Source organism: Frankia canadensis, assembly GCF_900197875.1.
In the GTDB taxonomy this organism is placed as follows: Bacteria; Actinomycetota; Actinomycetes; order Frankiales; family Frankiaceae; genus Frankia; species Frankia canadensis.
Genome location: NZ_FZMO01000033.1, coordinates 1 through 19,742 on the forward strand (window position 1 = coordinate 1; position 19,742 = coordinate 19,742).

Consider the following 19,742-nt stretch of genomic DNA (forward strand, 5'->3'; position numbering starts at 1 on the left):
ACCGCACGCCGTCGCCGTCCCCCGCCGCGGCGGGGGACGGCGACGGCGTGCGGTGGCTGACGGCCGACTGGCCGGCGGACCTGCCCGACGGCGCCCGGCACGGCTGGACGCCCGCCCACCGGCGCCGGCTCGCGAGCGCCGTCGCACCCGTCGCCGCCCAGGTGCGCGCGGCCCTCACCGTGCCGGGGGGCCGCACGCTCGTGCTGGGCACCGAGGAGCTCATGTACACGCCGATGCGGATCGCCGACGCGCTGGCCCGCCGCGGCCCGGGGGAGGTGCGCTACCAGTCGACGACCCGCTCGCCGGTGCATCCCGTCGACGTCGACGGCTACGCCATCCGCACCGCGCTCACCTTCCCGGCGCCGGACGACCCGGGCCGCGACAGTCACCTCTACAACGTGCGTCCCGACTCCTATGACGACATCGTCGTGGTCGTCGACGAGGGGGTGGACGCCGCCGCGCCGGCGCCCGTCGCGGACCCGAGCGGTCTCGTCGCCCGGCTGCGCCCCTGCGCCCCGGTGACCGTGCTCACCCTGCCCGCCCACCGCCCGGCGCCCCGGCCGGCGACGACCCGACCGGAGCCGTCCCGATGAGCGACCAGACCTCCCCACCGGCCCCCACTGGCACCGTCGCCGAGGACGTCGGCCGCCGGCCGACGATCGGCTCGGGCTCCTACGACCCGGCGGACGTGACCTTCCTGCTGACCGACCTGAGCGCGGTCGACCTGGAGCGGCCCACCGAAGACCGGGAGGAGGCGATGCAGGCGGGCCGGCACTACTCGGAGGACCTGCCGGTCGAGTACCAGCCCGATGCCGCCTACCTGCGGCTCTACCACCAGGCGCTGGAGCGCTCGGCGCGGCGCGTCGCTCTGGCCACGGGACTTGTCGCCGAGCTGGTCCGGGTCCGCAAGCCGCGTCCCTCGCTGGTCTCGATCGCCCGGGCCGGCACGCCGGTCGGGATCCTCATGCGCCGCTGGTACGCCTTCCGGCACGGCCTCGACACCCCGCACCACGCCATCTCCGTGATCAAGGACCGCGGGGTGGACATGAACGCGGTCCGCCACCTGACGGCCCGCTTCGATCCCGCGGCGCTGCAGTTCGTCGACGGCTGGACCGGCAAGGGGGTGATGACCCGGGTGCTCGCCGAGGCGGTCGCGGGCCTCGGCCTGGACGACACCCTCGCCGTGCTCGCGGACCCCGCGCGGTGCGTGCCGCTCTACGGCACCCGCGACGACTTCCTGATCCCGAGCGCCTGCCTGAACTCGACCGTCAGCGGGCTGGTCAGCCGGACGGTCCTCAACGCCGAGCACATCGGCCCGGACGACTTCCACGGGGCGAAGTTCTACGGCGACCTGGCCGCGCACGACCTGTCCCGCCACTTCGTCGAGGCGGTGGTGGCGCAGTTCGACGCGGTCGCCGACGAGGTGGACGCGACCTGGCCGGCGCTGTGGGCGTCGGACCGCCGTCCGACCTGGGACGGCTGGGCCGCGGTGGAGCGCATCGCCGCCGCCTACGACATCCCGGACGTGATCATGGTGAAGCCGGGGGTCGGGGAGACCACCCGGGTGCTGCTGCGCCGGGTGCCGTGGCGCATCCTCGTCGACCCGGACCGCGTCGACGAGCTGGCGCACGTGCTGGCGCTCGCCGCGGACCGCGACGTCCCGGTCGAACAGATGCGCGACCTGCCGTTCTCCTGCGTCGGCCTGGTCCGTCCCGTCGGCGCGTCGCCGACCTTCCACACCCCGAACGCCCGCTGGCGCCCGGACGTCCCCTGATGCCCGCCGACCCGACGCCCGCGGCCGGGCCCGGGCACCTGGTGGCGCTCGACCTGGACAAGACGCTGATCTTCTCCCGCCACTCGCTGCTGCTGCCCGCCGGCGTCGAGCCGCCTGGGCTGGTCGAGCCGCCGGAGCTGGTCGAGCCGCCGGAGCTGGTCGAGGTGGAGCGCCTCGACGGCGCGCCGCTGTCGTTCGCCACCGCGCGCGAGCTCGCGCTGCTCGCCGAGCTGGACCGTGAGGCGCTCGTCGTCCCCGTGACCACTCGGACCCTGGCCCAGTACCGCCGGGTCGACCTGGGGCTCGCGCCCCGGTACGCGATCGCCGCGAACGGCGGGCACCTGCTCGTCGACGGCGTGCCCGATCCTGGCTGGGCGGCGGCGGTCGCGGCCGAGGTCGCCGCGGCCTGCGCGCCACTCGCCGAGATGCTCGCACTCGCCGAACGGTTCGCCGCGCCCGGTTGGGCCCGCACCGTGCGCGCCGCCGACGACCTGTTCGTCTACCTGGTGGCGCACGAGCGGCCGGCGATCCCCGACCTGACCGCCTTCGCCGCGGACGCCTCGGCGGGCGGCTGGTCGGTGTCGGCGCAGGGCCGCAAGGTGTACCTGGTGCCGTGGGTGCTGACGAAGCGGCGGGCCGTCGAGGAGGTGGCGCGCCGGGCCGGCGCGGGCACGCTGCTGGCCGCCGGGGACTCCGTCCTGGACATCCCGATGCTGCTCGCCGCCGACCTCGCCGTCCGGCCCGCCCACGGGGAGCTGCAGGAACTGGGCTGGACGGCGCCGAACGTCACCGTCACCACGGCGATCGGCGGGCTCGCGGGGGAGGAGCTGGTCGAGATCCTGCTCGGCCGGGTGCGCGCGGACGCCTCGCGGGCCACGGGCGTCATCGACGGGTGAGCGCTACCTCCACGCGCGGGTTCGTGGTAGACCAGTGATCGCTCGCCGCGACGAGGACCATGGCAGGCGACCGGCGGGGTTCGCGGCAGCGAGCGCGGACGACGCGGGCACGCGACACTGGACGCGGACCAGCCAGGACGACGCGGACAGCCAAGGACGACGCGGACAGCCAAGGACGACGCGGACAGCGCAGTGATGCGGGAGGAACCGTGACCGACATGGACGCCAGCCCCGCAGCGGCAGCCATCCCCGGCCCGAACGGGCCGGCGGCGGGCGAGGCCGCGGGCAGCCTGGAGGCGACCCTGGAGGGCCTGCTCGAGGTGGAGAGCTTCGACCCGCCGGCCGGCTTCGTCCGTCGCCGCGACGTCGAGGCCGACCGGGCCGCGGCCGACGCCGATCCGGTGGCGTTCTGGGCGGACAGGGCCCGCGAGCTGCTGACCTGGGACAAGCCGTTCACCCAGGTGCTCGACGACAGCAACCCGCCTTTCTACACCTGGTTCGCCGACGGCGAGCTGAACCTGTCGGCGAACTGCCTGGACCGCCACGTCGCCGCCGGCCGCGGCGCCCGGGTCGCGTTCCACTGGCGCGGCGAGGAGGGGGAACGCCGCGACGTCACCTACGCCGACCTGCTGGCCGACACGCAGCGCCTGGCGAACGGCCTGACCTCGCTCGGCGTGCGTGCCGGCGACGTCGTCGGGATCTTCCTGCCGATGATCCCCGAGGTGGTCGTGGCGATGCTGGCCTGCGCCCGCATCGGCGCCGTGCACAACGTGGTGTTCGGCGGGTTCGCGCCGTCCGCGGTGCGGGAGCGGATGGAGGTCTCCGACGCCCGGGTCCTCATCACCGTCGACGGGGCGCGGCGCAAGGGCCGCCGCGCCGAGGTCAAGGCCGCCGTCGACGCGGAGCTCGGCGACCTGCCGGCGCTGGAGCGCATCATCGTCGTGCGCGGCCCGGGCCAGAACGCCGCCGAGGTGCCGATGACGCCCGGGCGCGACGTCTGGTTCGACGAGCTGCTCGCCGCGGCGGACCCGGACTGCCCGCCGGTCCCACTGCCGGCGGAGCATCCCCTGTTCATCCTGTACAGCTCGGGCTCGACGGCGAAGCCGAAGGGCATCCTGCACACCACCGCCGGCTACCTGCTGGGCGCGACCCACACCCACGGCGCCGTGTTCGACCTCGACCCGGACACCGACGTGTACTGGTGCTCCGCCGACGTCGGCTGGATCACCGGGCACTCCTACATCGTCTACGGCCCGCTGTCGAACGGCGCGACGAGCGTCATGTACGAGGGCGCCCCGGACTACCCGGACCACGACATCTGGTGGCGGATCGTCGAGGAGTACCGGGTCACCGTGTTCTACACGGCGCCCACGGCGATCCGCAGCTGCATCAAGTGGGGGCCTCAGTACCCGGCTCGGCACGATCTGTCGTCGCTGCGGGTGCTCGGCACCGTCGGCGAGCCCATCAATCCGAAGGCCTGGCTCTGGTACCACCTGGTCATCGGCGGCGGCCGCTGCCCCATCGTGGACACCTGGTGGCAGACCGAGACGGGTTCGGTGCTCATCTCGCCGCTGGCCGGCGCGACGGCGACCAAGCCGGGCTCGGCGACCCGCCCGCTGCCCGCCATCAGCGCCGAACTGCGCACCGAGGACGGCGAGCCGGTCACCGAGGGCACCGGCATCCTGGTGATCACGAAGCCGTGGCCGTCGATGCTTCGCACCCTCTACAAGGACGACGAGCGGTTCGTCGAGACGTATTTCTCCCGGTTCGGCCCGTCCACCTACGTCGTCGGTGACGCGGCCCGGCTCGACGCCGACGGCTACTTCTGGATCATCGGCCGGATCGACGACGTCATCAACGTCTCCGGGCACCGGCTGTCCACCGCCGAGGTCGAGTCGGCGATCGTCGCCCACGAGGCGGTCGCCGAGGCCGCCGTCGTCGCCCAGCCCGACGAGCAGACCGGGCAGGCGATCGTCGCGTTCGTGACCCTGACCGGCCACCGGGCCGGCGACGACGCCACCGAGGCCCAGCTGCGCGAGCACGTCGCCCACCGGATCGGCAAGCTGGCCCGCCCGAAGCGGATCGTCTGGGCCGACGACCTGCCGAAGACCCGGTCGGGCAAGATCATGCGCCGGCTGCTGCGCGACGTCGCGGCCGGTCGCGAGCTCGGCGACGTCACGACGCTGCGCGACCCGGCCGTGATGGCGGTCATCGCCGAGCGGGTCCGCGCGACGCCCGACGAGGAGTAGCCGCCGGACGCCCGACGGTGGGCCGGTCGCGGGGAGCGGGCCGGCCGCCCGGCTCACTTTCCGCCTGCCGGAGCGGGCATCTGCGGAGGATCGTGGCCGTGCGTCCGAGTGCGGGGCGAGTTGTTCGGAGAACGTAACCCGCTGGTCGAACCCGAGTGCGCCCATGTCACCGTCACTGTCTAGGCTCACCTTTTCGTGAGAGCCCTACGACGGTTCACCGTCCGTGCGCAGCTCCCGGAGCAGCTCGCTCCGCTCGGGGAACTGGTTCTGAATCTTCGCTGGTCCTGGCATCCCGAGACCCTCGACCTGTTCGAGTCGGTCGATCCCGAGCTCTGGCGGGCCACGAAGGGAGATCCGGTCCGCCTCCTCGGTGAGGTCGACCATGACCGGCTGGCCGCCCTCGCCGCCGACGGCCGCTTCGTCCGCCGCCTGAACCTCGCCGCCGGCGACCTTCAGGACTACCTGTCCGCCGACCTGTGGTATCAGCGGCAGGACATCCCGGGCGCGCCCGCGGCGATCGCGTACTTCTCGCCGGAGTTCGGCATCACCGAGGTGCTGCCGCAGTACTCGGGCGGCCTGGGCATCCTCGCCGGCGACCACCTGAAGACCGCCAGCGACCTCGGCGTGCCGATCATCGGCGTCGGCCTGCTGTACCGGGCGGGCTACTTCGTCCAGTCGCTGTCGCGGGACGGCTGGCAGCAGGAGCGCTACCCGGGCATCGACCCGCACGGCCTGCCGTTGACCCAGCTGACCGACGCGGAGGGCCGGCCGGTGAAGGTGGCCGTCGGCCTGCCCGAGGGCCGCACCCTGCACGCGCAGATCTGGAAGGCGCAGGTCGGGCGGGTCCCGCTGCTGCTGCTCGACTCGGACGTCGAGGACAACCAGCCGGCCGAGCGCGGCGTGACCGACCGGCTCTACGGCGGCGGCACCGACCACCGGCTGCTGCAGGAGATGCTGCTCGGCATCGGCGGGGTGCGGGCGCTGCGCGCCTACTCCGCCGTCACCGGCGCGCCGACGCCGGAGGTCTACCACACCAACGAGGGCCACGCGGGCTTCCTCGGCCTGGAGCGCATCCGCGAGCTCGTCGAGACCGGCCTGAGCTTCGACGAGGCGCTCGAGGCCGCCCGCGCCGGCACGCTGTTCACCACGCACACCCCGGTGCCCGCCGGCATCGACCGCTTCCCGCGCGACCTGGTCGGCCGCCACTTCGGCGGGGACAACTCGTGGCCGGGCGTCCCGGTCGAGCGGATTCTGGAGCTCGGCGTCGAGGCCGACCCGAACGTGTTCAACATGGCCCATATGGGGCTGCGCCTGGCCCAGCGCTCCAACGGCGTGAGCAAGCTGCACGGCATCGTCAGCCGGGAGATGTTCGCCGGCCTGTGGCCCGGGTTCGACGCCGCCGAGGTGCCGATCGGCTCGGTCACCAACGGCGTGCACGCGCCGACCTGGGTCTCCCGCGCCGTGCTGGAGCTCGCCGACCGCGAGCCCGGGCCGGCCCTGCTCGCCGACGACGCCGCCGGCTTCGGGAAGATCGCCACGCTGCCCGACGACGTCGTGTGGAGCACCCGGCGGGTACTGCGCGAGCGGCTCGTTGCCGAGGTCCGCCGCCGGGTGCGCGCCTCCTGGCTGGAGCGCGGCGCCGCCCCCGGCGAGCTCGACTGGATCGACTCCGTGTTCGACCCGGACGTGCTGACCATCGGCTTCGCCCGCCGGGTGCCGTCCTACAAGCGGCTCACGCTGATGCTGCGGGACCGCGAACGACTGCGCCGCCTGCTGCTGCACCCGCAGCGCCCGATCCAGATGGTCATCGCCGGCAAGGCCCACCCCGCCGACGACGGCGGCAAGCAGCTCGTCCAGCAGATCGTCCAGTTCGCCGACGACCCGGCGGTGCGGTCCCGGATCGTCTTCCTGCCCGACTACGACATCGGCATGGCCCGCTTCCTGTACTCGGGGTCGGACGTCTGGCTGAACAACCCGCTGCGCCCGCTGGAGGCCTGCGGCACGTCCGGGATGAAGGCGGCGCTCAACGGCTGCCTGAACCTGTCCATCCGGGACGGCTGGTGGGACGAGATGTTCGACGGCCAGAACGGTTGGGCGATCCCGACCGCCGACGGCGTCGAGGACCCCGACCGGCGCGACGACATCGAGTCCACCGCCCTCTACGACCTGCTGGAGAACACCGTCGCGCCGCGGTTCTACGACCGCGGCGGGGCCGCGGAGGGTGCCGCCGGCGCGCCGCGGCGCTGGACGGCGATGGTCAAGCACACCCTGTCGACCCTCGGGCCGCAGGTGCTCGCCAGTCGGATGGTGCAGGAGTACGTCGAGCGGTACTACGTGCCCGCCGGGGTGTCCGCCCGGGCCGCGGCCGCCGACGGCCTGCACGGCGCCCGCGACCTCGCGGCCTGGAAGGGACGGGTGCGCGCCGCCTGGGGCGGGGTGCGGGTGCTCAACGTCGACTCCGCCGGCCTCGGCGACACCCCCCAGGTGGGGCAGTCGCTGGTGGTGCGGGCGACCATCGACCTCGGCGGGCTCGCCCCGTCGGACGTCGACGTCCTCGTCAGCTACGGCCGGGTCGACCAGTCCGACCGGATCCTCGCCTCGGCGACGCTGTCTCTGCGGCCCGCCGGCGACGGCGAGACCCAGGGCGCGCACCGCTATGAGGGCACGATCCCGCTCGGGCGCACCGGCCCGTTCGGCTACACGGTGCGGGTGCTGCCGCACCACCCGCTGACCGCGAGCGTCGCTGAGCTGGGCCTGGTCGCCAACCCGTAGGTTCCGCTCAGGCCGGTGGATGCGCCCGCAGCAGCACGACGCTGCGGGCGCCCACCGCCAGCGGCGCGCCGCCGGGCAGGACGCGCGTGGGTGCGGCGGCGGTGGCCGGGAAACCGGCGAGGTCGTCGTCGGCGGTGTCGAGCAGCAGCTCCAGCCGGTCCGCCCACGGCACGCCCGGCAGCGCCACCGTCGTGTCGGCCCCGTCCGGATGGATGACGATCAGCAGCCCCGGCTGCCCGGATCCGCCGCGCCCGCGCCCGCGACCACGCCCGCCTCGCTCGCGCCCGCCTCGGCGGCCGGATCCGGGGACGGTGTCGGCGGGACCGTCGCGGGCGTCGTCATGCGCGGCGACGTGGGCGACGAGGGTGACCAGCCGTTGGGCGTTCCAGTCGGCCTGGGACATCACCGCGCCGTCGGGGCGCAGCCAGGTGATGTCCGCGAGCCGGCCGGGCACCGAGTCACCGCCGTGGAAGAAGCGGTCCCGGCGCAGCGCCGGGTTCTCGCGGCGCAGCGCGAGCAGCCCGGCGACCAGCCGCGGCAGCGCCGGATCCGGTCCCGCCGGATCGCCCGCCGCGCCACCCGCCGCCGGATCCGGTCCCGCGGGATCGCCCGCCCCGCGGGCCGCGCCGCCGCACGTCGCGCCGTCCGGCCAGGCGAGCCAGGACACCGGGTTGTCCTGGCAGTAGGCGTTGTTGTTGCCGCCCTGGGAGCGGCCGAACTCGTCCCCGGCGACCAGCATCGGCACCCCGGCGGACAGCAGCAGGGTGGCGATCAGCCCGCGGCGCACCCGCCGGCGGGTCGCGAGGATCGCCGGGTCGTCCGTCGGCCCCTCGGCGCCGTGGTTCGCCGAGCGGTTGTCCGACTCGCCGTCCCGGTTGCCCTCGCCGTTCGCCTCGTTGTGCTTGTGGTCGTAGGAGACGAGGTCGGCCAGCGGGAACCCGTCGTGCGCGGTGACGAAGTTCACCGACGCCCACGGCCGGCGCCCGGAGTGCTCGAACAGGTCCGACGACCCGGTCAGCCGGTAGCCGAGGTCGGCGACCCCGCTGGTCCGGCCGTTCCAGACGTCGCGCACGGTGTCGCGGAACCGGCCGTTCCACTCGGCCCACGGCGGCGGGAACGAACCGACCTGGTAGCCGGCCCAGCCGACATCCCACGGTTCGGCGATGAGCTTCACCGACGACAGCAGCGGGTCGGCGTGGATCGCGGTGAGCAGCCCGGCCGCCGGGTCGAAGGCGTCCGGGTTGCGGGCGAGGGCGGTGGCCAGGTCGAAGCGGAAACCGTCGACGCCCATCTCGGTGACCCAGTAACGCAGCGAGTCGCAGATCAGCTTCACCACGTGCGGACTGGTCATGTTCAGGGTGTTGCCGCAGCCGGTGACGTCGCGGTAGCGGCGTGGGTCGGTGGGTTCCACCCGGTAGTAGGCCGGGTTGTCGAGGCCGCGCAGCGACAGGGTCGGCCCCCGCTCACTGCCCTCGGCACTGTGGTTGTAGACGACGTCGAGCAGCACCTCGATGCCACCGGCGTGCAGCGCGGCGACCATCGCCTGGAACTCGCCGATCGGGTCGTCGCTCGCCGCGTAATCGGCGTGCGGGGCGAGAAAGGCCAGGCTGTTGTATCCCCAGTAGTTCGTCGCCGAGCGCTCCAGCAGCGTCGGCTCGGAGACGAAGGCGTGCACCGGCAGCAGCTCGACGGCGGTGATCCCCAGCCGGCGCAGATGCCCGACGACGACCGGATGTCCCAGCCCCGCGTAGGTGCCGCGCAGCCGCGGCGGCAGCCTCGGATGCAGCCGGGTCAGGCCGCGCACGTGCGCCTCGTACACGACGGTGCGCGACCACGGCGTGCCGGGCCGGTTCGCCGCGGGATGCCCGTGCCCGCCGCCGGCCGGCCCCGGCCGCTGCCCCCCCGGGCCGGGCCAGCCGTCCGGCGCCGTGACGACGCAGCGCGGCACGAACGGCGCCGAGTCACGCGGGTCCGGCTCGTGTCCGTACGGGTCGCCGCCGACGTACCCGTAGATTGCCGGGTCGGGCCGCAGCGCCCCGGTCAGCAGCCGGGCGTACGGGTCCACCAGCAGCTTCGCCGGGTTGTAGCGCTGGCCGCGGTCGGGATCGTACGGTCCGTGCGCGCGCAGGCCGTACCGCTGCCCGGGCCGCACGCCGGCGAGGCGGCCGTGCCACACCTCGCCGTCGCGCTCCGGCAGGCGGTGGCGGGTCTCCGCCCCGGCGGCGTCGAACAGGCAGAACTCGACGGCGTCCGCACCGGGCGCGGCGACGGCGACGTTCACCCCGGTGCCGTCGAAGCGAACCCCGAGCGGCGCGGACACCCCCGCACCCATCGCGGCCGGCTCCCCGGCGCGGGCGCGGGCGGACGCCGCGGCGGGCGTGGTGGAGCTGGAGGGCACTGTGGAGCTGGAGGGCACTGCGGAGGTGCGGATGCTGCCGCCGGCGTCGGACACCCCGGTGACGCTAACCGAGCGGGCGCCCACCGGCGGCCGATCGGACATCTCGCCTCCACCGTCCGGTCACCGACTCGGACCACCCCGCCCGGGTCCCCGCCGCCCGGCCGCCCGGCCGCCGGCCTCGGCGCGATGAAGATCAGCTCCGGTCGTCCTATCGTGACCAGCGACAATCCCGGCGCGCGGCGCGGGACCCATCGGCGAGAGGACTTCCCCACATGAGCGTCGTTCGGCTCGAGGTCGACGGTTCCATCGGCACCATCCGGCTGGACCGGCCGCCGATGAACGCGCTGAACGCGCAGCTCACCGCCGAGCTGCGGACCGCCGCCCTGCAGGCCGCCGGCGACGGGCGGATCCGGGCGGTCGTGCTCTACGGCGGGGAGAAGGTGTTCGCCGCCGGCGCCGACATCAAGGAGATGGCGCCGATGGGCATCGCCGAGATCTCCTCCTGGGTCCGCGACCTCAGCTCCACCCTGGAGACGATCGCGCGGCTGCCCAAGCCGGTCGTCGCGGCGGTCACCGGGTACGCGCTCGGCGGCGGGCTGGAGCTCGCGCTGTGCGCGGACGTGCGGGTCCTGGCGGACAACGCGAAGATCGGCGTGCCCGAGATCCAGCTCGGGGTCATCCCCGGTGCCGGCGGCACCCAGCGGCTGCCCCGGCTGGTGGGGCTCTCGCGGGCGAAGGACCTCGTCTTCAGCGGTCGCCAGGTGCGGGCCGACGAGGCCGAGCGGATCGGCCTCGCCGACGCCGTCGTCGCCCCCGGCGAGGTGTACGCGCGGGCCCGCCAGATCGCCGAGAGCTACGCCGGCGGCCCGGCGATGGCGCTGGCGGCGGCCAAGCAGGCGATCGACGACGGCGCGGAACTCGCCCTGTCCGAGGCGCTGCGGCTGGAGTCGGCGCTGTTCACCGGCCTGTTCGGCACCGAGGACCAGCGGATCGGGATGGACTCCTTCGTCCGCCAGGGCCCCGGCAAGGCGCAGTTCGTCGGCCGCTGACCCACCTCAGCGCATGGCCAGGTCGGCGATCACCGGAAGGTGGTCGCTGCCGAACTCCCGGCCGACCTCGAAGCCGGTGACCGCGAACGCCGGCGAGGCGAGCACGTGGTCGATGCGCAGCACCGGCGGCACGATCACGCCACTGGCGTTCCACGTCGGATCCCACCCGCCGCCGACGACGTCGTGCGCGTCCCGCATCCCGGCGTCGACGAGCTGGCGCAGCGGGCGGTGGTCGCGGGTGGCGTTGAAGTCACCCGCCATCAGCACCGGCAGAGTGGCGCCGCGGGCGTCGTGGCGCAGCGCCGTCAGCTGCTGGCGCCAGCGGGTGGTGTACGGCCCCGAGGTCGGCGAGATGGTGTGCACGGCGTAGAGGACGAAGCGCCGGTTCTCGTCGACCTCGACGGTCGCCCGCAGCGACATCGAGCCGCCAACGGTCGGCGCGGCGGCGTCGCGCAGTGGGAAGCGCGAGTAGATGGCGGCGCCGAAGGCCCCCTGGCCGGGGCGGACCTCGCGGTAGCGGAAGGCGTCCAGCGCGCCGGTGGAGCCGACCCGGGCGAGCGTCAGCGGCGAGACCTCGACGAGCACCAGCACGTCCGGATTGGCCGCGCGGATCTGCGCGCCGAGCCGGTCGGCGTGCGCGTTGCGGTACAGCAGGTTCGCCGACATCACCCGCAGCCGGGCCGAGCCGGGCGCGGCGTCCTGCCCGTCGCCGGGCAGCAGCTCCGGCACGACCCAGAACAGGTGCATCGCGACCAGCAGCACCGACAGGATCAGCAGGAGGTTGCGCCGCAGCGCGAAGGCCACCGCCAGGGTGACGTACGCCGGCAGGTACAGCAGCGGGGTCAGCGCGTTGAGCGCCGTGTACGGCCAGTCGAGCGCGTCGTCGAGGTGGACCAGCCGGCCGAGGGCGACGAGCCCGAGGACCGCCGCGACGATCCAGGCGAGCACGGTGATCACCGCGGAGACCGGCGGGAGTGCCGGGGTGCGCGGCTCGGCGGCGGCGACCGGGATGTCGCCCGCCGGGTCGGGGGAGGGGACGTCCGGCGTGCTTCGACCGGATTCCTTCGCGGAGGTCACCCTTCCAGGGTGCCTGGTCCGCGCCGCGGCGCGGCCGGCGGGTGACGCGTGGCTCACCCGCCGGCCGGCGTGCCGCGTGGGTCAGGCGGCCCCCTGCCCCCCGGCCGCCCGGCGGGCCGGTTCCAGCATCGGCCGGGCCTGCTCCCGCCACTCCCGCACAGCGACGGTGGGGTGCTCACCGAGGGCGGTGTCCAGCTCGGCCAGTTTGCGGGCGATGCGCTGGGACGAGACCTGCCCGGCGGTGCGCACCGCGCGGTAGCCGGCCTCCAGCGCGCCCTCCAGGTCCGGTGAGGCCCGGCGCAGGTAGGTCAGGGCCAGGTCGGCCTCGGCGTAGCTGCGGGTGCGGGCGCGGGCGGCGCGCTGCAGGGCGCGCGCCTCGAGCAGCCTCTCCTGGGCCTCCCGGGCCCGGCCGAGCAGCAGCATGCAGTGGCCGCGGCACTCGGCGGCGTCGCCGGCGTTGTAGTGGCCGGCCCACGGCGGGGACTCGTCGCCGGCGCCGCCCCGGGAGATCGCCGCGTCCATCCGGTCCAGGGCCCGCCGGCAGCCGGCCTCGTCGCGGTTGCGGGCCAGTGCCCACGCGTGCTTGTCGTACAGCATCGCCCGCACCGTGTACGTCGAGTGGCTCAGCGAGCGGTTGAGCGCGGCCCGGGCGAGCGCGAGGGACTGGCGCGGATGGTCGAGCTGGGCGGCCTGGTCGCTCATCCCCGACAGCACCCGGCCGGCGAGCATCGCGTCGTCCGCGTGCTCGGCGAGGCTCAGGGCCTGGATGTAGTAGCGCTGGGCGAGCGCGGGCCGGCGGCTGTCCTGCGCGAGCCACCCGCTGAACTGGGTGAGCTCGGCGAGCGCGCTGAACAGGTCCGGGTTGGGCCGGTGCTCGCGGGCCGCGCGGGTCTGGTCGTGCAGGAAGGTGACCACCTGCGGGCGGATCTCGGCGCTGCCGAACTTGGCGTCGAGCTTGCGGAAGGTGTCCGTCACGTCCCGGACCAGTGTGCCGCTGCCGGCCGCCGGCTGCTCACTCCCGGTGATCCGGTCGATGACGCCGGTCAGGCTGGACAGCACCGGGTCGGCGAACGCGGTCGCGATGAACGCCGTCCCCTCCTGCAGCACGTCGCGGCGGCGCAGGTCGCGCCCGGACAGGCCGGCCAGCGTGCGCAGCGTCTCGACGGGGACGTTGGCCCCGGTCAGGCCCAGGTCGTCATGCCGGTAGGACTCGCCGCGCCAGCCGAGGTCGGTGGGCAGGACGGGGTAGCCGAGGGCCGCCGACATCTCGGCCGCCGCGAGCTCGGCGACCATCGGGTCCCGCGGGCGCATGCCGCGCCGCCAGTGGCCGACCGTCGTGCGGGCCAGGCCCAGCTCGATCTGGCGCTGCTGGCGGGCCCGCGTGTTGACCTGGCAGGCGAACCTCGTGTCGGACACTCCGGCCTCGCGCAGTAGGCGCGCGAACATCGTGGTGCCCGACGGTTCCTCCGGCGGCTCTCCCGGCATCCTGTTCGACATGTTTCCCCCGTCGAAGATCGGCTTGCTGGTTAGGGATTCCTAAGTCATGATCGGCTCGCGCGTGCTCCGCGCTTGGGGCAGAAAGTAGTGGATCGATCACGAATAGGGGAAGAGGGCGTGCAGAAGGTGGCCGGAATGCACAGCGATCCGGGACCGAGGACTCTGGTCAACGTTTGGCGCCCGGCAGTCTGTTCCGTGGATCTTGTCGATCCGCTGGGTGATGGTTGACCATCGAGCATCTGCGATCGACGTATGCATGTGCATATGAGGCGGGCGGGATGAGCATGGCGGCAGCCGTGCCACGCCGGTCGCACGCGCGCCGCACGGCGGTCGGGGCTGGGGGCCGGGGCAGGTCGAGCACGCCGGGTCGGTGGTGATAGCCCCGTCACTGCGGATGGCTCCGGCGGGGTGCACGGACTAATCTCGGTGACGGCGTGTAGCCGCTGCCCGTGCTCGGCCAGGCGTTCCAGGTCAGGGCGTCGGTGCGGTCCGCGTCACGCAGGCGATCATCGAGCGCGTGACCGTCCCAGATGCGACGATGTCAAGAGCACTGACATCTGATGTTGGCTACGGAGGCCCCTAGGCGTGAACATCGTCGTTACCGTCAAGCAGGTACCCGACACCTGGGCGGAAAAGAAGCTCGACGCTGCGGACAGGACGGTCGACCGCAAGAGCGTCGACAACGTCATGAACGAGATGGACGAGTACGGGGTCGAAGAGGCCCTGAAGATCAAGGAAGCGCACGGGGGCGAGGTCACCGTCGTCACGATGGGTCCCGCCAAGGCGGTCGAGACGATCCGCAAGGCCCTGTCGATGGGCGCGGACAAGGCGGTCCACCTCAGCGATGACGCGCTGCACGGGTCGGACGCGCTGGCGACCTCCGCCGCGCTCGCCAAGGTGATCTCGACGCTGTCCCCGGACATCGTCATCACCTCGTCCGAGGCGTCCGACGCCCGAGGCGGTGTCATCGGTGCCCTGCTGGCGGAGCGTCTCGCGCTGCCTCAGCTCACCCAGGCCCGCAAGGTCACGGTCGACCCGGCCGCTGGCAAGGTCACGATCGAGCGCCTCGCCGACAACGGCTACGCGCTCGTCGAGGCGAGCCTGCCCGCGGTGGTCGGCGTCGTCGAGAAGATCAACCAGCCGCGGTACCCCTCGTTCAAGGGCATCATGGCGGCGAAGAAGAAGCCGCTCACGACCCTGACCGCCGCCGACGCCGGCCTTGACGCCGCCTCGGTCGGCCTCGCCGGCGCCGCGTCGGCGGTCGTCACGGCCGAGCCCGCCCCGCCCCGCTCCAGCGGCACCATCGTCAAGGACGAGGGCGACGGCGGAACGAAGGTCGCGGAGTTCCTCGCCGCGCAGAAGCTCATCTGAGGGGTTTTGTTCGATGGCTGAAGTTCTCGTACTCGTCGAGCACGCCGACGGTGAGCCGAAGAAGGTCACCGCCGAGCTGCTGACCCTCGCCCGCACCTTCGGCGAGCCGGCCGCGGTCTTCCTCGGTGCGCCGGGCACCTACGCCAAGGCGAAGGAGTACCTCGCCCAGTACGGCGCCGCCAAGGTGTACGTGGCGGAGTCCGACGACATCGCGGGGTACATCGGCGGCCCGGCCGCCGAGATCCTCGCGAAGCTCGTCGGTGAGGCTTCGCCGGCGGCCGTGCTCGTCGCCGCCACCGCGGACTCCCGCGAAATCGCCGCCCGCGTCGCCGCTCGGACCGACTCCGGTCTCATCTGGGACGCCACGGCGCTGTCCGCCGACCTGGTCGCCACCCAGGGCATCTTCGGCGGTTCGACGATCGTCACCTCGAAGGTCACCAAGGGCGTGCCGGTCGTCGTCGTGCGGCCGAACTCCACCGCCCCCGAGGCCGCCCCGTCGACGCCGGCCGAGCAGACCGTCGAGGTCGCGCTCTCCGACGCCGCCAAGGGCGCGAAGGTCGTCGACCGGGTCGTCGAGGCCAAGTCGGGCCGCCCGGACCTCACCGAGGCCCAGGTCGTCGTCTCCGGTGGCCGCGGTCTCGGTGCCGCCGAGCACTTCGCGCTGGTGGAGAAGCTCGCCGACACCCTCGGCGCGGCCGTCGGCGCCTCACGTGCCGCCACCGACGCCGGCTGGTACCCGCACCAGAACCAGGTCGGCCAGACCGGCAAGACCGTGTCACCGCAGCTCTACATCGCGGTCGGCATCTCCGGCGCCATCCAGCACCGGGCCGGCATGCAGACCTCCAAGACGATCGTCGCCGTCAACAAGGACCCCGAGGCGCCGATCTTCGAGTTCGCGGACTACGGGCTGGTCGGCGACCTGTTCAACGTCGTCCCGCAGCTCACCGCGGAGATCGAGAAGCGCAAGGCGGGCTGACCCAGCCCCTGGTCGCCACGGCCGGGCCTCCCCCGTTCCGCACGCCGGAACGGGCGGAGCCCGGCCGTCGCCGTTTCCCCGCTCCTCGGTGCCGTCGCCCCGCGGTGTCGTCGCGGCGCGTGCCGTGGGATGCCGTCGCCGTCCATCGTGGGCGGCGGGTTCGGGGACCGGGATCAATGCCTGGAGGGAGAGTGGAGGACACGATGTCCGCACCATCGCCGAAGCCGTACGCGCTCGCCATCGACATCGGCGGAACCAAGATCGCGGCCGCGGTCGTCGACGGCGACGGCGCGCTGCTGGGCTCGGCGCGCCGGCCCGTGGGCACGGCAGGTGCTGCCGGCGCCGAGATCGAGGCGAGGGCCGGGACCGAGACGGGTGCCGAGGCTGGGACCGAGGTGGGTGCCGGGATCGCGGCGGGCGCCGAGGGCGGGACGGGAGGCGGGAGCATGCTCGCGGCCGCGGCCGCGGCGGAGCTCCCGGGCGCGGAGTCGGTCTTCGCCGCGGTGCGGGAGTGCGCCGAGCGGGCGATGGCCGCGGCCGGAACGGGCCTGGCCGATCTCGCCGGCGTCGGGTGCGGCTGCGCCGGGCCGATGCGATGGCCGGCGGGGGAGGTCTCGCCGCTGAACATCCCTGCCTGGCGGGCCTTCCCGCTGCGAGCGCGGCTGCGCGAGCTGTTCGCCGGGCTGCCGGTGCTCGTCCACAACGACGGAATCGCGCTCGCAGTGGGCGAGCACTGGCGCGGCGTGGGTCGCGACGTGCGCAACCTGCTCACCGTCACCGTGTCCACCGGTGTCGGTGGCGGTCTGATCCTCGACGGCCGCCTGCTGCACGGCAGCTCCGGCCAGGCCGGCCACGTTGGCCACGTACCTGTCGAGACGGACGGCCCGCCGTGCCCGTGCGGCGGGCGCGGCTGCGTCGAGGCGATCGCCGCCGGTCCGCGGGCCGTGCGCCGCGCGCTGGCCGCCGGCTGGATCCCAGGGGACGACCAGCCCGCCGACGGCCGTGCGCTGGCCGCCTCCGCCGCGGCGGGTGACGTGATCGCCTGCCGCGAGCTTCGCCGGGCCGGCACGGCGGTCGGCGCCGGCATCGCCGCCAGCGCGAGCCTGCTCGACCTGGACGCTGCCGTCGTGGCCGGCGGGTTCGCCCAGTCCGGACCGGTCTTCTGGGATGCCCTGCTGGACGGCTTCGACCGGCACGCCGGCCTGGGCTTCGTCCGGCGGTTGCGGATCCTGCCCAGCGCGGATCCGGCCGGTGCGGCGCTGCGCGGAGCCGCGGCGTTCGTGCTCGCTCCCGGCCGCTACGGCTGGCCCGACTGACCGACGCCCAGCGGGGTCGCGCCGATCCCCGGCCGGCAGTCGACCGGGGATGCAGTCGACCGGGGATGCAGTCGACCGGGGATGCAGTCGGCCGGGGCGCGGTCAGCCGGTGAAGCCGGCGTCCACGGCCAGCACGGAGCCGGTCATCCCGCTCGCCGCCGGCGAGCACAGGAAGCCGACAGCGGTGGCGACCTCCTCGGGCCGCAGCAGGCGGCGCAGGTAGGCGTGCCCGGTGAACGCGTCGGTGTCGGGCAGATCGTAGATTCGCGCCGTCTCGGCGAGCATCGTCGTGTCCATCGAACCGGGGCACACCACGTTCGCGGTGACCCGGGTGCCGGCGAGGTCCGCGGCCAGGCTGCGCACCAGGCCGACGACGCCGTGCTTGCTCGCCGAGTAGGCGGCGAGGCGGGGTAGTGGGCGGGTGCCGGCGGCGGACGACACGGCGACGAACCGGCCGGCGGGCGCCTCGAGCAACGCCGGCACGGCCGCCCGGATGACGTGGAACACCCCGGTGAGGTTCGCGTCGAGCAGCGTCTCCCAGGCCTCGTCCGACGTCTCCCACACCGGGGGACCACCGGCGATGACCCCCGCGGCGGCGATGACGGTGTCGAGCCGGCCGAACCGGTCCAGTGCCTCGGCGACGGCCGCGTCGGCATCAGCCTGCCTGCGCATGTCGGCGGTCACCGCGACCGCGTCCCGGCACGCCGCGGCGACGGCGTCGAGGTCGGGGCGGGTGGAGTACGGATACCCCGCGGTGGGTGGTGCCGGCAGCGCGATGTCGGCCAGGACGAGGCGGTACCCGGCCGCGTCGAGCACGGCCGCGACGGCGGCGCCCAGGCCCCGCGCGGCGCCCGTGACCAACGCCACGGGCGCCGTCTCCGAAGCCGCCGCCGTCTCCGAAGCCGCCGCCGTCTCCGAAGCCGCCGCTGGTCCCGGGATCGCCGTCGCCACGTCCGGGCGTCCGTCGGGTTCGGCCGTCATGTCTGCTCTCCAGTCCCTGATGTCATGGCCGTGGTCCCTGAGGCCGTCGCCGTCCCCGGTGCCGTCGCCGCCGGCGGGTGCGCCACCGGGAGTCCCCGCCGCCGGGCCCAGCGCAGGAGGCGGTCGACGGCGTCCTGCACGTAGGCCTCGAGCAGCCGGGCTCCCTCCGCCGCCGATGCGCCGGCCGGGTCGCCCAGCACACCCGACGGGCTCAGCGGGGCGACTCCCCGCGCGATCAGGTCGGCCAGTGGCGGGCTCACGCCGGCCGTGGCCCGCTCCAGGCGTACGAGCTCCGGTGCCAGGTGCAGCAGCAGGGACGTCTCCGCGCGGCCCGCGTGCAGGTCGCGGTCCGCCGCCGGGACGCCGACCGTGGCCGCGAGCGCGGCGCTCGGTGACCACAGATGGACCGGTCGCCCCTCCAGCGCGAGCGTCCGGGACGCCGCGCGCAGTGCGTCGAGGTTTCCGCCGTGTGCGTTGACCAGGACCACCGCCGCGGCCGTGTCGTCGGCTGATCGGACGATCTCGACGAGGAGGTGGGCGAGCGCCTCGGTGCCCGCCGAGAGCGTGCCGGCGAACCCCGCGTGCTCACCGCTCGCCCCGAACGGCAGGGCGGGCGCGACAAGCAGGGGAGTCAGCCGGTCGGCGAGCCCGCGGGCGACCGCACGCGCGATCCGGGTGTCGGTGTCCAGGGGGAGGTGCGGCCCGTGCTGCTCGGTGCTGCCGAGCGGCAGCAGCACCAGGGGCCGGGTACCGGCCAGCTCGGGCCAGGTCGACCGTCCGAGCGCCGCCATGTCCTCCCCCTGCTGTCCAGCCGTGCCTCGCCCGGGAGAGGACGGGCGGATCGTGCTCGTCCGGTACGCGTGGGTGGGGCGGTGGTCGGTCGGTTCATCCCAACACGCCGGCCGGCCGTGGGTCGAACCGTCGCCGGCGTGGCCGCGCTCGGTGGGACGCGGCCTCGGTGCGCATCTCGCGCGTCTCTCGGCGCCGGGCACAGGCCGGGGTGCCGGCTCGCGTGGACGAGCGCGCGCGTGCCCAGGGCGCGTTCGGACAGCTTTCGGCCCGCACGGGTTTGGCGGTGGCAGGGGCCGGGTACCGGTTCTTTACCAGGACGTCCTGCCCGCCGCTGTCCCGCGGGCCGGGCGTCGGGGGCCGGTCGGGGAATCTCGCGGGACCGCGCGGCGTTGGGAGGAATGGTTCGGGAGACCGGGCCGTGTGCGGCATCGGTGGCGGAGGGGTCCGCCTCGGGAGCCGGCGGGGGTGGCGCACCGTCACTGGCGGTGTCAGAAAGTTATGTCCGCGTGCCCGTGCACGGCGGCTCTACTCGTGTATAGTTCTTCTTCGTCGCCCCACCGAACTCCACGGAGTCCGATGTCGCGTTGGACCACA

General features: G+C 74.3%; 14 protein-coding genes. 9 read left to right on the top strand and 5 right to left on the bottom strand.

What is annotated here, in order from left to right; genetic code table 11:
* The 5 genes from C1A33_RS04255 to glgP form a co-directional block, all read left to right on the top strand.
* A partial coding sequence (locus C1A33_RS04255) for a TRSP domain-containing protein (RefSeq protein ID WP_207770154.1) occupies positions 1-593 on the top strand: 593 nt, incomplete at its 5' end.
* Complete coding sequence (locus C1A33_RS04260; protein WP_243407168.1) at positions 590-1,774, top strand: cysteine protease StiP family protein; 1,185 nt, start codon at positions 590-592, stop codon at positions 1,772-1,774. The genes C1A33_RS04255 and C1A33_RS04260, both read left to right, overlap by 4 nt.
* Complete coding sequence (locus C1A33_RS04265) at positions 1,774-2,670, top strand: sucrose-6-phosphate hydrolase (protein WP_101830222.1); 897 nt, start codon at positions 1,774-1,776, stop codon at positions 2,668-2,670. The genes C1A33_RS04260 and C1A33_RS04265 overlap by 1 nt, the downstream gene beginning before the upstream one ends.
* Positions 2,671-2,888: 218 nt before the next feature.
* Positions 2,889-4,919 carry an acetate--CoA ligase gene (acs, locus tag C1A33_RS04270; RefSeq protein ID WP_101830233.1) on the top strand — a complete coding sequence of 677 codons (2,031 nt, stop codon included), beginning with the start codon at positions 2,889-2,891 and terminating at the stop codon, positions 4,917-4,919.
* A 195-nt stretch (positions 4,920-5,114) separates the two neighbouring features.
* Positions 5,115-7,691 (top strand): alpha-glucan family phosphorylase, encoded by a 2,577-nt coding sequence (gene glgP / locus C1A33_RS04275; RefSeq protein WP_101830223.1) that lies wholly within the window; start codon positions 5,115-5,117, stop codon positions 7,689-7,691.
* A 7-nt stretch (positions 7,692-7,698) separates the two neighbouring features.
* On the opposite strand, the gene glgX is transcribed toward glgP, so the two are convergent.
* Positions 7,699-10,023, bottom strand: a complete 2,325-nt coding sequence (glgX, locus tag C1A33_RS04280) for a glycogen debranching protein GlgX (RefSeq protein WP_101830234.1) — start codon at positions 10,021-10,023, stop codon at positions 7,699-7,701.
* Positions 10,024-10,361: 338 nt separating this feature from the next.
* On the opposite strand from glgX, the gene C1A33_RS04285 reads away from it, so the two are divergent.
* Complete coding sequence (locus C1A33_RS04285) at positions 10,362-11,138, top strand: enoyl-CoA hydratase/isomerase family protein (protein WP_101830224.1); 777 nt, start codon at positions 10,362-10,364, stop codon at positions 11,136-11,138.
* A 6-nt stretch (positions 11,139-11,144) separates the two neighbouring features.
* On the opposite strand, the gene C1A33_RS04290 is transcribed toward C1A33_RS04285, so the two are convergent.
* Together C1A33_RS04290 and C1A33_RS04295 are read right to left on the bottom strand one after the other, a co-directional pair.
* Positions 11,145-12,215, bottom strand: coding sequence for an endonuclease/exonuclease/phosphatase family protein (locus C1A33_RS04290; protein ID WP_101830225.1), 1,071 nt, complete (start codon positions 12,213-12,215; stop codon positions 11,145-11,147).
* Positions 12,216-12,296: 81 nt separating this feature from the next.
* Entirely contained in the window at positions 12,297-13,712 is a 1,416-nt protein-coding gene (locus C1A33_RS04295; protein ID WP_243407169.1) for an NsdA family TPR-like regulatory protein, read from the bottom strand.
* A gap of 585 nt (positions 13,713-14,297) precedes the next feature.
* Here C1A33_RS04295 and C1A33_RS04300 point away from each other — a divergent pair.
* The 3 genes from C1A33_RS04300 to C1A33_RS04310 all read left to right on the top strand — a co-directional run bounded on the left by C1A33_RS04300 (position 14,298) and on the right by C1A33_RS04310 (position 17,375).
* The gene (locus tag C1A33_RS04300) at positions 14,298-15,083 is read left to right on the top strand and encodes an electron transfer flavoprotein subunit beta/FixA family protein (RefSeq protein WP_101830227.1); all 786 of its coding nucleotides are present in this window, start codon (positions 14,298-14,300) and stop codon (positions 15,081-15,083) included.
* Positions 15,084-15,096: 13 nt separating this feature from the next.
* Positions 15,097-16,059, top strand: a complete 963-nt coding sequence (locus C1A33_RS04305; RefSeq protein ID WP_101830228.1) for an electron transfer flavoprotein subunit alpha/FixB family protein — start codon at positions 15,097-15,099, stop codon at positions 16,057-16,059.
* A gap of 203 nt (positions 16,060-16,262) precedes the next feature.
* Positions 16,263-17,375, top strand: a complete 1,113-nt coding sequence (locus tag C1A33_RS04310; protein ID WP_243407170.1) for an ROK family protein — start codon at positions 16,263-16,265, stop codon at positions 17,373-17,375.
* A 102-nt stretch (positions 17,376-17,477) separates the two neighbouring features.
* Here the strand turns inward: C1A33_RS04310 and C1A33_RS04315 are convergent, their stop codons facing one another.
* Both C1A33_RS04315 and mftE read right to left on the bottom strand, forming a co-directional pair.
* On the bottom strand, positions 17,478-18,242 hold the full coding sequence (locus C1A33_RS04315) for a mycofactocin-coupled SDR family oxidoreductase (protein ID WP_243407171.1): 765 nt from the start codon (positions 18,240-18,242) through the stop codon (positions 17,478-17,480).
* 110 nt (positions 18,243-18,352) lie between these two features.
* Complete coding sequence (gene mftE / locus C1A33_RS04320) at positions 18,353-19,147, bottom strand: mycofactocin biosynthesis peptidyl-dipeptidase MftE (protein ID WP_101830231.1); 795 nt, start codon at positions 19,145-19,147, stop codon at positions 18,353-18,355.
* Between the last annotated feature and the right edge of the window lie 595 nt (positions 19,148-19,742).